16 protein-coding genes are annotated in these 13,909 nt (G+C 52.6%); 2 read left to right on the forward strand and 14 right to left on the reverse strand.

Features of this window, described 5'->3' with window-relative positions; translation table 11 throughout:
* Positions 1–118: 118 nt before the first annotated feature.
* The 4 genes from KF947_RS07285 to KF947_RS07300 all read right to left on the reverse strand — a co-directional run bounded on the left by KF947_RS07285 (position 119) and on the right by KF947_RS07300 (position 6,138).
* Complete coding sequence (locus KF947_RS07285; RefSeq protein ID WP_133733227.1) at positions 119–1,306, reverse strand: FliC/FljB family flagellin; 1,188 nt, start codon at positions 1,304–1,306, stop codon at positions 119–121.
* Between the two features lie 412 nt (positions 1,307–1,718).
* Positions 1,719–3,110: a flagellar filament capping protein FliD gene (gene fliD / locus KF947_RS07290; RefSeq protein WP_227405830.1), complete on the reverse strand. Its 1,392-nt coding sequence runs from the start codon at positions 3,108–3,110 to the stop codon at positions 1,719–1,721.
* 208 nt (positions 3,111–3,318) lie between these two features.
* On the reverse strand, positions 3,319–4,680 hold the full coding sequence (gene fliD / locus KF947_RS07295) for a flagellar filament capping protein FliD (protein WP_223288680.1): 1,362 nt from the start codon (positions 4,678–4,680) through the stop codon (positions 3,319–3,321).
* 129 nt (positions 4,681–4,809) lie between these two features.
* Entirely contained in the window at positions 4,810–6,138 is a 1,329-nt protein-coding gene (locus tag KF947_RS07300; protein WP_227405831.1) for a UDP-glucose dehydrogenase family protein, read from the reverse strand.
* A 172-nt stretch (positions 6,139–6,310) separates the two neighbouring features.
* Here KF947_RS07300 and KF947_RS07305 point away from each other — a divergent pair, with 172 nt between their 5' ends.
* Positions 6,311–6,652, forward strand: a complete 342-nt coding sequence (locus KF947_RS07305; RefSeq protein ID WP_133733231.1) for a hypothetical protein — start codon at positions 6,311–6,313, stop codon at positions 6,650–6,652.
* A 356-nt stretch (positions 6,653–7,008) separates the two neighbouring features.
* Here KF947_RS07305 and KF947_RS07310 read toward each other — a convergent pair whose 3' ends face one another.
* From KF947_RS07310 to KF947_RS07320, 3 genes are read right to left on the reverse strand one after another with little or no spacing between them, the layout of a single operon-like run.
* Entirely contained in the window at positions 7,009–7,353 is a 345-nt protein-coding gene (locus tag KF947_RS07310) for a HipA domain-containing protein (RefSeq protein WP_244286602.1), read from the reverse strand.
* Positions 7,325–7,573, reverse strand: coding sequence for a HipA N-terminal domain-containing protein (locus tag KF947_RS07315; protein WP_227405833.1), 249 nt, complete (start codon positions 7,571–7,573; stop codon positions 7,325–7,327). The genes KF947_RS07310 and KF947_RS07315 overlap by 29 nt, the downstream gene beginning before the upstream one ends.
* Positions 7,570–7,866: a helix-turn-helix domain-containing protein gene (locus KF947_RS07320; RefSeq protein WP_133733232.1), complete on the reverse strand. Its 297-nt coding sequence runs from the start codon at positions 7,864–7,866 to the stop codon at positions 7,570–7,572. Before KF947_RS07320 ends, KF947_RS07315 begins: the two co-directional genes overlap by 4 nt.
* Before the next feature lie 206 nt (positions 7,867–8,072).
* On the opposite strand from KF947_RS07320, the gene KF947_RS07325 reads away from it, so the two are divergent.
* Entirely contained in the window at positions 8,073–9,095 is a 1,023-nt protein-coding gene (locus tag KF947_RS07325; RefSeq protein WP_133733233.1) for a serine hydrolase domain-containing protein, read from the forward strand.
* Positions 9,096–9,106: 11 nt separating this feature from the next.
* Here the strand turns inward: KF947_RS07325 and KF947_RS07330 are convergent, their stop codons facing one another.
* From KF947_RS07330 to KF947_RS07360, 7 genes are all read right to left on the reverse strand, one after another.
* Entirely contained in the window at positions 9,107–9,667 is a 561-nt protein-coding gene (locus KF947_RS07330) for a YqhA family protein (protein WP_133733234.1), read from the reverse strand.
* Positions 9,668–9,698: 31 nt separating this feature from the next.
* Entirely contained in the window at positions 9,699–10,292 is a 594-nt protein-coding gene (locus KF947_RS07335) for an exopolysaccharide biosynthesis protein (protein ID WP_133733235.1), read from the reverse strand.
* Positions 10,285–10,749 (reverse strand): TerB family tellurite resistance protein, encoded by a 465-nt coding sequence (locus KF947_RS07340; RefSeq protein ID WP_133733236.1) that lies wholly within the window; start codon positions 10,747–10,749, stop codon positions 10,285–10,287. Before KF947_RS07340 ends, KF947_RS07335 begins: the two co-directional genes overlap by 8 nt.
* Before the next feature lie 36 nt (positions 10,750–10,785).
* Complete coding sequence (locus tag KF947_RS07345) at positions 10,786–11,799, reverse strand: nucleoid-associated protein (RefSeq protein ID WP_133733237.1); 1,014 nt, start codon at positions 11,797–11,799, stop codon at positions 10,786–10,788.
* Positions 11,800–11,831: 32 nt separating this feature from the next.
* Entirely contained in the window at positions 11,832–12,593 is a 762-nt protein-coding gene (locus KF947_RS07350; RefSeq protein WP_133733238.1) for an ABC transporter permease, read from the reverse strand.
* A complete protein-coding gene (locus KF947_RS07355; protein WP_133733239.1) occupies positions 12,590–13,525 on the reverse strand; it encodes an ABC transporter ATP-binding protein in 936 nt (311 codons plus the stop codon). The genes KF947_RS07350 and KF947_RS07355 overlap by 4 nt, the downstream gene beginning before the upstream one ends.
* An 83-nt stretch (positions 13,526–13,608) precedes the next feature.
* Complete coding sequence (locus tag KF947_RS07360; protein WP_007112840.1) at positions 13,609–13,887, reverse strand: peptidylprolyl isomerase; 279 nt, start codon at positions 13,885–13,887, stop codon at positions 13,609–13,611.
* Positions 13,888–13,909: the final 22 nt, after the last annotated feature.

Consider the following 13,909-nt stretch of genomic DNA (forward strand, 5'->3'; position numbering starts at 1 on the left):
GGGAAAAGCGTCCAATAACCCAGCCAACTGAATAGAGCAATGTCCTAAATAAAAAAACAGGCCTCCATCGAGGAGGCCTGTAGATAATCCGAACGATACGGATAAGTAGCTTGAAGGCTTAGCCCAGCAGAGAAAGTACGTTCTGCGGAGTTTGGTTAGCCTGGGCCAGTACAGAGGTGCCAGCCTGCTGCAGGATCTGTGCACGGGTCATGTTGGCTACTTCACTTGCGTAGTCAGCATCTTCGATACGCGACCGAGCAGCGGAAAGGTTAGTTTCGTTAGTCTGCAGGTTAGTAATCGCTGACTCAAAGCGGTTTTGGATCGCACCCAAGCCAGAGCGTAGCTCATCGACTTGCTTGAGAGCCTTATCAAGCTGCTCCATCGGGTTAGCAGTCGCGCTGCTAAGCAGGTCTTTTGCACCCAATTCAGCACCAGGAACAGTATATGCAGCAGTGGTGTTTCCCGTAGTTACAGCTGCTTCAGAAGGATCAAGCGCTACTTGGAAGGTAACTGCGGTACCAGAAGTGGCTTCGATACCTTGCAAGCTAAGAGAGTTCGCTTCTGCATTACTTTGAGCAGTAACAGTAACGTTAACGTACCAGTTGCCACTATCATCAACTTGCGCTGTAGCAGCGCTATCTACTGCTGCCGCGGAAACACCCAAGTTAGTGGCTAAAGCACCTGAGAAATCATTGACAGTATTGCTGGTTACGCCAGTACCCTCACCATATGCTGCGGTATAGTCGGCAGCTACGGCAGCGCCAAGATTCGCACCTGGACCGTTTACGTTGAAACTAGCCAAACTCAGTGTGTCAGCAGTGATTTTTTCCAGCGCAACGTCGATGGACTCACCGTCGTTGGCACCTACCTGGATAGACAGGCTGCGATCTTGGGCCAGAACTTTAACGCCGTTGAAGTCAGTCTGCTCAGAGATACGATCGATTTCGGTCAGACGCTGAGTAATTTCGTCCTGGATGGAAGCACGGTCGTCAGCAGAGTTGGTGTCATTCTGAGACTGAACGGCCAGTTCACGAATACGCTGCAGGTTGTCGTTTACCTGGTTCAGGGCGCCTTCAGCGGTTTGCGCAACGGAGATACCGTCGTTGGCGTTACGCTGAGCCTGTGACAGACCAGTGATCTGTGAAGTCATACGGTTGGCGATGGCTTGGCCAGCGGCGTCATCTTTAGCGCTGTTGATGCGCAGGCCAGAGGACAAACGCTCCATGGCGGTAGACAGTGCGTTCTGTGATTTGCCAAGGTTGTTTTGGCCGATCATTGCTGTGATGTTGGTATTGATCACTGACATGGGATGATACTCCTTGCTTTGGACACTGGCCCTGAGGCCTGCTTTCGGCCACTGTTTGTGCCGTTATATTAATTAACGGCAGCGCGTGAGGTTTCTTTAGGGGAAGTGGTAAAAAAAGATGTAAACGTTGGTAACTGAATAGTGAAGAGTTTCATGCTTGGGCGGGGTGGCCGTGAGAGTATGAGATCGCTTCACTGGATTTCGCGCTTTGGTCGCGAGCTAAAGCTACCTCCCACAATTGCACCAGTCCAGCTGGAAGCAAAAAGCGTCGCGAGCTAAAGCTACGTCCCACGATTGCAACAGTCCGGCTGGAAGCAGAAATCTCCGTGAACTAAAGCCGCTTCCCACCACAATGACAAAACAGCGCTAAGCGCTGTTTTGTCATTTTAAAACAATGCCTGCTGAGATGGCTCTACTTTTTGCGGCCTAACTGAGCGTCAAGTGCATCAAACTGCTGGGTGAGGTAAGAGCTGGTTTGGTTCATTTGCGCGATCATGCCATCCAACTGACCAAACTGTTTGCGATAGCGGTCGATGGTGCTCTCAATGGTCTTTTCCATACGTGCGTAGCGCTCATCTAAACTTTTTACGCGATTCTCCGCTCCCGTAATGGCCCCTTTGATAGTCCCGTTATCGCTCAACAGGTTAGTTAACGTCGTGGTTAGCTGCCCAGCCATGCCACTCGCTTCATCTTTGCCTGCAAAAAAATCGCTGAGCGAGTCAGGACTGTTGGCCGCCAGATCACTTAACTTGTCTTCATCAAGTTTTAGCGTACCGTCACGCTGCAAGGTAATACCTAGCTGGTTAAGGGTAGAAAGCTCACTGCCTGCAACACTTCCTATCATCACACTGCGCAACCGAGACTCTATGGTGCGCACCGTGCTGTCTCCTAGCAGCTTGCCGGCGGTCTGGGTTTTACTATCGTATTTTGTCAGGTTATTGATTGTGCCTTCTAAGCCGTTATAGGCTTTGACGAATGCACCTACCGCCTCGCGCACCCCCAGGGTGTTTCGTTCAACACTTACCGTACTGGTAGCCGTCCCGCCGTCTTCCAACGCTAAACTTGCAATGTTGAGTGTGACGCCTTGAATCGCATCTTCAATTTGGTTACTGGCACTGGTGATATCAATGCCATTGACCTTCAACATGGCATCTTTGCCCATCTGCTGGGTAGCCGCATCTTCACTAAAGGGGCCAGCCACAGCCACACCACCGGCATCTACAAAACTGAAACTATTGATTGAGGCCTCAGCGCCGCTTTCCTTGGAACTCAGCGCCAATCGATAGCCCGTACCGTCATTGATGATAGAGGCACTGACTCCCGACTCTTTGTCAGCATTAATTGCATCACGAATATCGCTTAGACTGCTATCGGCTGTTAGGGCAATATCGACACTATCGCCATTGCCGAAGCTAAGCTTAAACGCAGTTGCACCTTGTAAGTCGAGCGCTGCATCTTGAGCGGTAACGCGGGTAGACGCGAGCGTGCCTGCGGTGGCCAACTGGCTAACTTGAACGCGGTAACTGCCGGGCAATGCATCGGCGGTGGCTGTTGCTTTTACGCCCTCTCCCTGCACATTGGCAGACAGGCTCTGATAGAGTTCAGGGTCGTTGATTTTTCCTACGGCGTCTTTAAAAGCGTTCAGCGATGTTTGCAGCTGGCCATAGGCCGAAACCTTGGCTTGCTGTTGTGTTTTCTGCTGCGTAATGGGCGCAAGCTTGCCGCGCTCTGCTTTCTGCAGTTGATCCAATAGGCCAGTCAGGTCAAGACCCGAGCCAACGCCAAGGGAGGTTATCGTCGCCATATTGACTGTTCCTCAGTAAAAAAGGCTAAACCTGAAACATTCAGCGCATGGGCACGCTGGCAATTGTGGTATGTAATTTTATCGGCTGATTAGCGGGCAACTTTAGCGCTTTTTCTTTCGCTAAGTTAATTATTCTTCTTTTGCTAATAAAAACGCCTGCTTAGCGCAGGCGTTCATTGGGGACGAGGAGGGAAAGCAACAGAGCGGATTAGCCACGGCCTAGTTGGGCGTCTAATGCATCGAACTGTTGGGTAAGATAGCTGCTGGTCTGGTTCATTTGCGCAATCATGCCATCCAGTTGACCAAACTGGCTGCGGTAACGAGACATCGTCTGCTCAATTGATTGCTCCATACGGGTGTATTGCTCTACAAGCGACTTGTTGAGATTTTCCGCCCCGCTAATCGCTCCTTCCACGCGGCCATTAGAGCCAAGCAATTGTTCGACAGCTGTATTAATTTGCCCTGCCATACCCGCCTCATCCGAATCGCCTGCGAAGAAGGTTGCAAGCGCACCTTGGTTATTAGCAATGGCATCATCAAGCTTGTCTTGATCGACCTCAAGTTTGCTATACCCCAGCCCGCTATCGTACTTGTGCGAAATACCGATATCGCTAAGAATGGAGAGCTCACCCTCCACAGCCCCACCCAGCACATCACGCAAGCGAGACTCGACGGTACGGACGGTACCGTCTCCCAACAGCTCGCCTGCCTCGCCGGTTTCAAAATTGAAGCTGGTTAAATCGCCAATTTTATCTTTGAGACCGTTATAGGCCTCTACAAAATTGGTAACAGCCTCGCGAACAGCGCGGGTGTCTTGCTCAACGGAGACCGTGCTATCACCCTCTTCTTGAAGGTTTAGCGTCACGCCCTGGATAGCGCCTTCAACTTGATTAGTGGAGCTGGTGATATCAATACCGTTAACGGTAAGCGCTGAATCAGTACCGCTTTGCAGCGTATTAGCGGTATCTGAAGTGAACGGGGCAGCACCGTCAAAACTGAAATCGGCAATAGAGGCATCTGCCCCGGTTTCACTAGAGCTAAGTGCGAGGCGGAAATTGGTACCATCATTAATAATAGTCGCGTTCACGCCAGCGTCTTCAGTGGCGTTAATCGTATCGCGAATACCTTCCAGAGTGCTGCCTGACGCTATATCGATCTCTTGGGTGGAACCATCAGCGAAGTTCAGGGTTAATTTTTGGTCAGCAGCGGTGATGCCCTCATCTGCGGCGGCTACCCCTTCTGAAGCAAGCGTGCCGCGAGTGGCTAGAGTGTCGACGGTAACATTATAGCTACCTGGCTGTGCTTCCGCATCAGCAGCGGCAGTGATGGCTGAACCACCCACATTAGTGGAAAGGCTTTCGTAAAGAGTGCTGTCATTAAGCGCATCAGCGGCAGTTTGAAACTGAGAGAGCGCGCTCTTCAACTGACCATAAGCGGAAATTTTGGTCTGCTGTGTTTCCTGCCGCTCAAGAATCGGCACAAGCTTCTGTTCCTCGGCCTCTTTCAACTGATCCAATAAACCGTTGAGATCCAAGCCTGAGCCAATACCAAGTGATGAAATGGAAGCCATACTTTACCGTCCTCTTTTATAACGTCATCACGCTACTGATTACACTGCTCGTGAAGTAATTTATCATCCTAGTAGTTAATAACTATCGACCATTTAACATTAAACTTAAACCTTTTTTTAGCTCGCTACCTAATCGTGGCTTTTCCGCCCCACCCCTATGTAACGCAGCCCCGCTTCTTCAACAGCACTTGGCGTGTACAAGTTACGCCCATCAATGACGACTTTTTCAGCCAGCTGGTCGGCTAGCCAATCAAAATCGACACTGCGAAACTCTTTCCACTCGGTGCAGATAACCAAAGCATCGGCACCTTTAACAGCCTGAATCCGATCTCCTGCCAGCATTAGGTCATCCCGCTCGCCATAAATGCGGCGGCACTCTGTCATGGCTTCAGGGTCGAACGCCTGCACCTTAGCGCCCGCTTGCCAGAGTGCTTCCATTAACGTGCGGCTAGGGGCTTCGCGCATATCGTCTGTGTTGGGTTTAAAGGCCAAGCCCCAAACAGCAATAGTCTTGCTACTTAGACTGCCTAGGTTGTCTTGCAGTTTTGTGAACAGGGTTTGCTTTTGACGCAAATTAACCGATTCGACGGCGCTGAGCAGTTCCGGCGTATAGCCTAGTTGACGCGCTGCCCGCTCTAATGCCTGGACATCTTTGGGGAAGCAAGAGCCACCGTAACCGCAGCCAGGGTAGATAAAGTGGTAGCCAATACGTGGGTCGCTGCCAATCCCTCGGCGCACGTCTTCGACATCCACCTCAAGCCGTTCGGCAAGATTGGCGATCTCGTTCATAAAGCTGATTTTGGTGGCGAGCATGGCATTGGCGGCGTATTTGGTTAGCTCGGCAGCCCGCACGCTCATAAACATCAGTTTTTCGTGGTTGCGGTTGTAAGGGGCGTAGCACTCTTGCATATGCGCTTTCACCCGCTCGCTTTCTGTACCGACGATAATCCGCGCGCCACGGGTAAAGTCATCTATCGCTGCCCCCTCCTTCATAAACTCAGGGTTCGAACACACATCGAACGCGAGCGATACACCGCGTTGTTCGAGCACATCGCTGATAGCAGCGTGGACTTTTTCTGCAGTGCCCACCGGCACGGTAGACTTATCAATCACCAGCTTATAGCTATCCATATGCTGGCCAATCGTGCGCGCCACCTCTAGTACATAGCGTAGGTCGGCACTGCCATCTTCGTCGGGCGGCGTTCCCACGGCGATAAACAGCAGTTCGCCATCGGCTACCGCCTGGGCAGCGTCAGTAGTAAAGCGTAAACGGCCAGCCGCCACGTTGTGGGCAACGATAGTGCTTAGCCCTGGCTCAAAGATCGGCACCTCTCCGCCCTTAAGCTGATCAATTCGCTCAGCATTAACATCCATACAGGTGACTTGATGACCAACATCGGCTAAGCAGGCGCCTGCGACAAGGCCGACATAACCGGTTCCGAATACACTGATATGCATGACTTATTAACTCGCTAAAATATATGGTAGCGAGCGTAGCACATTGACCCACCGTTGATGAGTTCAATAGTGGGGGACTCCCTCTAAATTATAGACCTTGGTCTAACATCGACCTTGGTTTATAATGCGCTGCAACAAGCCCGATTTGGTGCTGACCGCTGGAGAACATGCAATGACTCCCGAGCTTACGAAAGAACACGCTGCCCCCTCGTCACATGGGCTGTCGACTACTGCGAACGTTCAACGAAGCCTTCGTCAGTGTTTATCGATTGCCGCTGAGCTGCTCTATGACAATGGCCATGTGCTTGAAACCATTACCTTGCCCCAACGCGGTTTAGCGCACCGTGAATTGCTCACACTTTGTGCCGCAGCGCCCACCTGGGCAACCTGTCAGAAGGTCATGGAAGCCAGTGAAGCGGCCACTTTCAATGAGTATGGTCGCTTTGTTTTGACCCGTCTTGGTCGTGAAATAATGTTTGATATGTTTGGCCAGGGGGCTGCTGATTGCGCTTAACGTAAGCTGTTGCCTAACATTGCTGAACACAACAGCTCATAAAAGATGCTCATAATAAAAACCGCCCGTAAGCAAACGCTTCGGGCGGTTTTTATTGGCATGTTTTTTGTAACGAGTACCTAGATATTAGCGCAGACCGAGCATCGAAAGAATGAACAGCACAACCACGATAAGACCAATAATGTAAATAATATTACGCATAGGGCGCTCCTTGCTTATTGCGTTTTAGGGAAATCAAGGGCTTGCTTGCCCATGAATTGACACTCCTAGCCTAGCAGGCTTTTTCAGTTTTTGCGTAATATCGCTACATTTCCCTCTTAGAAAGTGGCTGTATTAGCGTGGCCGCATTGATAGCGTTATCCGAGACGCTGGCGTTTCTCGTCGAATGCTCGCTGAATCATTTTCTGCTGCTTTGCATCGATTTCTAATTCTCGGCAAAGGAATGACCATTCGGATAGAGCATCAAGGGTTTGCTCAATATAGAGATCCGGGGTTAAGTACCTGAAAGGGGCGCAAACCTGTTTGAGCTTTTTACGTGTAGCCAGGCCTGCCCCACTGAAAGATGTTGTATGCTCATCTGCATAGCCCCGGACAGGGGAATAAGTCAGGTCGTAAGCAGGAGCTAGTGTCCATCGGCCTTGGTCATACAAAAAAGCAAAGTTCTTAGCGTGGTCATCGTGATAGCAGCATTCCCCAGCCATCAGGCAGCGAGTCAGCAAATGCTCCCGGTAGATCAGCAAAAAGAAGTGGATCTGGCGCCTTCTGTGGTTGGGTAGTAAAACCCATGTTCAGAGGCGACAAATTGAAGCCTTCCGCCACCCAATGAGGGTGGTAGGCAAAGTAGATGCCCTGTCGGCTAGCGACCAGCTCCCCCACAGGATTACCCGCTAACAGCACCTCTACGCTGTTGATACGCTTCATTTTCGCCCCCGGGTACGCCCCGTCTGCTTGATCTCTTCAAGTGAGACGGGGTGTTCCTGCTCGAATAGCTCGGCAATTTGGCGTGTGGCGCCCAGCGCTGTGGCAATGAGCACTAGACCATCGAGAGTTATTTGCCCACTGGATTCGAATCGTTTAATGGTGGACTCGGAAACACCTGCCATCTGCGCCAAGGTTTTACGGGAAAGGTTCTGCGCCAGTCGCGCTTCTCGTGCATTGGCACCGACCTGCTGGGACAGTTCGCCAGGAGCAAGTAGAGAGTGAGTCAGGGCCATAGAAAACCTCTAAATAATGGCTCATTTATAACCCACTATATACTGAAAATGACCATAAAAGTCCAAATATGAACCTTAAAACCTCAGAAACATGGCCCCAGACTCAGAAAGTACTACCTGATCTTACTTCTAGCGAGTATCGGTTGTGGAACCTCAGCCACTTCTACACCTCGAACCTTTGCCACTTACTTGCCTAAGGTGTTGCGATGCGCGCTACTGCTTTGCTTGTTTCGTTTGCTGTTACTTCGCTATTACCCGCCACCTATGCAGCCGCTAATGAGCCTTCTACAAACGCACTTCAGATACTAGACCAGCAAACCGGCCAGCTTGAACGCGTACACAGCGTGGTGGTGGCCTACGACGGTGAGATTATCCACGAACTTCACCAGGGTGGGCCGGGAGTGGCCTCACCTGCGAACATTAAATCGCTGTCGAAAACGGTGCTGGCTGCCATTACTGGGGCGGCGATTGAAGCAGGCATCATTGAATCAACTGATCAACCCATGGTGGAGCTGTTTGGCGAACATCTACCTAGCGGTATTGATCCACAAGTTGGGGACATTACCGTGGCCCACCTGCTCGCCCAGCAGGCGGGGCTTGAGCGCACTTCTGGCAGCAACTATGGCGCCTGGGTGGCCAGCGCCAACTGGGTGAACGATGCGATGACGCGCCCATTCGTCGATGAGCCGGGTGGGCAGATGCTCTACTCCACCGGCACCAGCCATCTACTTTCCGCTGCGCTCACCCACGCCAGCGGCGAAACGACCCATTCCCTTGCCCAGCGCCTATTGGGAGATCCGCTTAATATCACCATTCGCCCCTGGCTACGCGACCCGCAAGGGATCTATTTTGGCGGCAATGATATGCAGCTCTCACCACGGGCATTGATTGAGGTGGGCGAGCTGTATCGGAATGATGGCATTGTGGTTAATGGGGCAGGAGACGAGCAGCGCGTTCTGCCTGAAGGTTGGGTAGAAGAGTCGTGGCAGCCGCGCGGTACATCGCGCTGGACTGGCGACGGATACGGCTTTGGTTGGTTTATTACTCAGTTGGCAGGCGAAGATGTGTACTACGGGCGTGGCTACGGCGGTCAGGCGCTTTATGTTATTCCAGAACGGGAGATGACCGTAGTGATCACCTCAGACCCTAACCCACCCTCGCCGGGTGGGCAGTTCCAACAGCGGTTAAACAGACTGGTAGACGGTTTGTTAGCTGAAAATGACGAGTAGCACAGGCACGCTTACTCGCCTTTGTGGCCTAGGCTCATTAAATAGAGCGCGGCCGCCAGCGCCAATACTGAAAGGGCTAAATAGATAGCTTCCAGGGGCGTGGCAAAACGGATATCTACCACGGCGCGGAAAAACTCAATAATCACCGCCAGAATCACCACCCGGGCGATTTTATCTTTCAGTTGGTCTAATGAGGCGACATTAAAGGGATGGCGCAAATTACTCTCTTCAGCCTGATCAATGCGGGAGACAAACAGCCGGTAAACACCTAAGCCGAAAATCAGCAATACGATCGCAATCAGATAGATATCCACGGCAATGATGATATCCGGCACCAGGCTGTCGTGAATGTCCTGGGTGCCACCCAGTAGGTAGTATCCCATCACATCAGCGACTACCTTGAAAATATCCACGGTACCGACGATAAACAGCATCAACGAACCCAATAAGCTGGGTACGACCGCCAACATCACCAAAAAGCGCGAATTCCACAGCGCCGTTTCAATGCGCCGCTCCCAGTGGTGCTGGCTCTCTGGGGGTTTAGGCGGCGGCGTTGAAACCGGATCAGACATGCCGATACTCCTTTTGTTATCTCAGGTTTTGTTATATCAGGCTCATCGTAATGAAGGCGCAGGTGGCGCCGAACAGCACGAACCCCAGCAGTAGCACGATACCATCACGGGCAACCAAGCCTAACCCTAACAGGGTAAGCGCAAGCCCCGCCCCGTTGGCCGAAAAGGGAATAAACTCCATCGGCGGCATGGCCAAGGCAATCAATAAACACACCACGGCTGTTACCCGAATACCGATATAGCCCGTCAGCCAAGGTAACCGTACCCGCAATAGCCCATCTATCCAGCGGGCAGGCTTTTTCATCAGCTGAATGCCTTTATCGAACTTTTGCTGGGAAATCGAACGCTTCAGCAGCCAGCCGGGCAACCAAAATGCTTCACTCCCCGCTAGCAGCTGTACGGAAACCAACAGTACCAGCGCAGCCATTAACGTCGGCATGCCGGGTATATCACCGATAATGGGGGTGAGCGTAATGATCCCAGCGACCAACAGCAGCGGCCCAAACGAGCGCCGTCCAACGGCGTGAACAACATCGTCAACGCTGACCCGCGAAGCATCCTGCTCCATATGCTCAATCGAGCTGATTAGATCCATTAAATTCGAGTCTTCGTTACGGTTATGCATCGGGTTTATTGCGCTCCTCTACCTGCAGTTTGGTACGGATAAAATCGCTATGGCTAACATGCAGTAAGTCTGCCAAACGACGAATACGGTGTTCTTCTAAAGGGTCAACGTTGCCGTCGGCCCAGGCCAGTTGCCACATCTGCGCGACCAGCTCACAGCGCTGATCGTAGTTATAGTGCTCTTTGATCAAGCTAACAAACTGGTAGTGATCGACGGCATCATCTACTTCGGCTTGCGCCAGCGCCATTAACTCGTCCACATCGCTTGCGCTTAGACGATAGCGCTCAGTTAGCATACTACGCAGCGCGGCAAGCTCTTCGTCGGTGTTTTCGTAGTCGGCGCGAACGATTTCACACAGCAGCGCGGCAGTGGCCAGCTCCAACGTGAGCGTTTGATTTTCGCGCTGCTCGGGTTGCGCCAGGGTGCGCTGGAAGAAATCACTAATGGCGTTCAGCATAGGGGGCTCCTAGGTAGCTACAGCGTCGTCCTTACCTCAATCCTTCTTGGTAAGCTGCTCTCTTAACTGCTTGGGCACTTGCTTGATAATCAAGCGATCCTGAGTGGCGTCGTATTCGATGCTAGAACCCAGCAGGTGCGAATCAAAACTAATAGAGACGCCACCCGCTCGGCCGGTAAAGCGGCGGAACTGACTCAAGGTGCGTTTATCAGGGGGTATCTCCGGCGAGAGCCCGTAATCGGCGTTGCGAATATGGTCGTAAAACGCTTTCGGCTGCTGTTCGTCCACCAATCCCGAAAGCTCTTCCAGCGTCATTGGCTCGCCGCGGCGCAGCTGTTCATTGGCGTAATCCACCAGCGTGTCGGTTTTTTCACGACTCACCTCGTCGTCGTAATCCTCTTTCTCAACGTAGTCGCTAAACGCTTTCAGCAGCGTGCGGGTTTCTGCCGGGGCATCGACGCCCTCTTCCATACCCAGCAATGCCACCAAGCCCTCGGCGAGTTTTTTACCGCCGCGATCTTTAAGGAACGAGACATACTGGGCACTGGGTGCCTCGCTCTGCCATTGGGTAAGGTTGATACGCGCCGCCAGGGTAAGCTGGCCGGTGTTGAGCTGGGCAGCAGGCACCGCGTGGTGACCCTCATTAATGCCAATCCCTTCGCGCTGGTGCACCAATGCCATCAGCAGCGTTTCAGTATCGCCCTGGCGCTGGTGGCTGAACACTAAGTAACCACTTACTGACAGCTGCTCCTGAAGCTGCTTGGCGAGCCTTTCGGCCAGCGCAACAGAAAGCTCAGCAAAGCTTTTATCACCCGCCAAATAGTCGCGCAGCCACATGGCCAGGGGCCCTGCCTGTTCGCCCTCTTCGGCAAAGCGCCCCCAGCCTTTGGGCTTGGTGTTGTAGGTGTCGTTAAGCGCACCCACCAGGCTCGCCATCACCGAATCGTCACTGGGCGCTGCCTGCTCTGATTGGGGCGCGGCGGTTAGGGTTAGGCGCTCACCGTCAAGCGTCGGATCGAGGCGGTGCACAATACTTTGCAGTAGTGGCATAAAGGTCTACTAGCTTCCAGGGTTTAAAAAAATCAGGGTTTAAGGCGGTAACCGGTACGGAAAATCCAGCCAATGGCGACCAGGCAAGCCGCGAGAAAGAGGGCAATCATGCCCACACTCGCGGCAAGGCTTACATCGCTGATACCGTAAAAACTCCAGCGAAAGCCGCTCACCAGGTACACCACGGGGTTAGCCAACGTGATGGTTTGCCAGAACGGCGGCAGCATATCGATGGAGTAGAAGCTGCCCCCTAAAAAGGTCAGCGGGGTAATCACTAGCAGCGGCACCAGCTGTAGCCGGTCAAAGCCATCGGCCCAGATGCCGATGATAAAACCCAGCAGGCTAAAGGTGACGGCGGTTAGCACCAGGAAGGTCAGCATCCAGAACGGGTGGGCTATTTCCAGCGGTACAAACAAGCCCGAGGTAGCCAAAATAATCAGCCCCAGCAGAATCGATTTCGAAGCCGCCGCTCCCACGTAGCCGATCACAATCTCTAAATGCGAGATAGGCGCCGACAGCAGCTCGTAAATACTGCCGGAAAACTTGGGGAAGAAAATGCCGAAAGAGGCGTTTGAGACGCTCTGGGTGAGCAGCATTAGCATAATCAGCCCCGGCACAATAAAGGCGCCGTAGCTAACCCCGTTGACCTCACTGATTCGCGAGCCAATCGCGGCACCAAAGACGACGAAGTAAAGCGACGTGGAGATGACCGGCGAGACAATACTTTGCAGTAGCGTGCGGCGCGTGCGCGCCATTTCCGCCATATAGATAGCGCGAACGGGATGCAGGTTCATGCTCGCTCCTTAACCAAATCAACAAAAATATCTTCAAGCGAGCTTTGCCGAGTATTCAGATCTTTAAAGGTGACGCCCTCTCGCTCAAGTGCGGTCAATAGCTCCGAAATCGCGTGACCGTCCTCTTCCTGGCTACCGTCGTAGGTATAGATCAGCTCATGCCCTTCAGCGGCCAGGCTTAGCTCAAAGCGCTGCAGGTTTGCAGGTATCTCTGTCAGCGGGCTGTGCAGGTTCAGGGTTAGCTGTTTGCTGCCCAGTTTGCTCATTAACGCCGCTTTTCCTTCCACCAGCACCAGCTCACCGCGATTGATAACGCCGATGCGGTCGGCCATCTCTTCGGCTTCTTCGATGTAGTGGGTGGTTAAAATAATCGTCACGCCGTTATCGCGTAGCTGGCGCACGACTTCCCACATATCCCGGCGCAGTTCAACGTCGACCCCTGCGGTGGGCTCATCCAGAAACAGTATGCGCGGCTCGTGGGAGAGCGCTTTGGCGATTAGCACACGGCGCTTCATGCCACCCGAGAGTGTCATCAAGCGGTTGTTGCGCTTATCCCAAAGCGCCAGCGACTTGAGCACTTTTTCGATATGCGCAGGATTGGGCGCTTTGCCAAACAGACCACGGCTGAAACTGACGGTGTTCCAGACGGTTTCAAACGCTTCGTTGGTCAACTCTTGGGGTACTAGCCCAATACGCTCACGGGCTTGACGGTAGTGGGTAATATTATCGAAACCGTCTACCAACACATGACCCGCGGTGGGATTAACCAATCCGCAAACCACACTAATCAGCGTGGTTTTACCCGCCCCATTGGGGCCAAGCAGAGCAAATATCTCGCCGCGCTGGATAGTTAAATCGATATGGGTCAACGCCTGAAAGCCACCCTCGTAGGTTTTGTTCAGGCCGTTAATCGTAATAATCGGGTCGTTCAAGGCGTACTCCTCACGTTGCGGTCGAATGACCGCAACGCTTGACGGCCTTTTAGGCGCAATTAAGAGCGTTTGGTTAGGAAAAGTTAAGTGCGTTCGGTAATTTCCAACAGATGGTAACCAAACTGGGTTTTCACCGGGCCGTGTACCTGACCTACTTCGTCGTTGAAGACAACCTTATCGAACTCGGGCACCATCTGGCCGGGGCCAAAACTACCGAGATCGCCACCTTGACGACTAGAGGGGCAACTGGAGTGCTCTTTAGCGACTTCGGCAAAGTCGCGGCCATTTTGAATTTCTTCTTTGAGTGCTAGGCACTGCTCTTCACTGCTGACCAAAATGTGGCGGGCGCTGGCGCGTGTCATAGGTTACTCCTAACTAATGATG

Origin of the sequence: Halomonas sp. FeN2 (assembly GCF_020595105.1) — a bacterium.
Taxonomy (GTDB): domain Bacteria; phylum Pseudomonadota; class Gammaproteobacteria; order Pseudomonadales; family Halomonadaceae; genus Vreelandella; species Vreelandella neptunia.

Coding starts and splice junctions, on each gene's coding strand:
- KF947_RS07285 (WP_133733227.1), bottom strand. CDS start 1,306: ATGTCAGTGATCAATACCAACATCACAGCAATGATCGGCCAAAACAAC.
- fliD (WP_227405830.1), bottom strand. CDS start 3,110: ATGGCGACGATAACCTCCCTTGGCGTTGGCTCGGGTCTTGACCTGACT.
- fliD (WP_223288680.1), bottom strand. CDS start 4,680: ATGGCTTCCATTTCATCACTTGGTATTGGCTCAGGCTTGGATCTCAAC.
- KF947_RS07300 (WP_227405831.1), bottom strand. CDS start 6,138: ATGCATATCAGTGTATTCGGAACCGGTTATGTCGGCCTTGTCGCAGGC.
- KF947_RS07305 (WP_133733231.1), top strand. CDS start 6,311: ATGACTCCCGAGCTTACGAAAGAACACGCTGCCCCCTCGTCACATGGG.
- KF947_RS07310 (WP_244286602.1), bottom strand. CDS start 7,353: ATGGCTGGGGAATGCTGCTATCACGATGACCACGCTAAGAACTTTGCT.
- KF947_RS07315 (WP_227405833.1), bottom strand. CDS start 7,573: ATGAAGCGTATCAACAGCGTAGAGGTGCTGTTAGCGGGTAATCCTGTG.
- KF947_RS07320 (WP_133733232.1), bottom strand. CDS start 7,866: ATGGCCCTGACTCACTCTCTACTTGCTCCTGGCGAACTGTCCCAGCAG.
- KF947_RS07325 (WP_133733233.1), top strand. CDS start 8,073: ATGCGCGCTACTGCTTTGCTTGTTTCGTTTGCTGTTACTTCGCTATTA.
- KF947_RS07330 (WP_133733234.1), bottom strand. CDS start 9,667: ATGTCTGATCCGGTTTCAACGCCGCCGCCTAAACCCCCAGAGAGCCAG.
- KF947_RS07335 (WP_133733235.1), bottom strand. CDS start 10,292: ATGCATAACCGTAACGAAGACTCGAATTTAATGGATCTAATCAGCTCG.
- KF947_RS07340 (WP_133733236.1), bottom strand. CDS start 10,749: ATGCTGAACGCCATTAGTGATTTCTTCCAGCGCACCCTGGCGCAACCC.
- KF947_RS07345 (WP_133733237.1), bottom strand. CDS start 11,799: ATGCCACTACTGCAAAGTATTGTGCACCGCCTCGATCCGACGCTTGAC.
- KF947_RS07350 (WP_133733238.1), bottom strand. CDS start 12,593: ATGAACCTGCATCCCGTTCGCGCTATCTATATGGCGGAAATGGCGCGC.
- KF947_RS07360 (WP_007112840.1), bottom strand. CDS start 13,887: ATGACACGCGCCAGCGCCCGCCACATTTTGGTCAGCAGTGAAGAGCAG.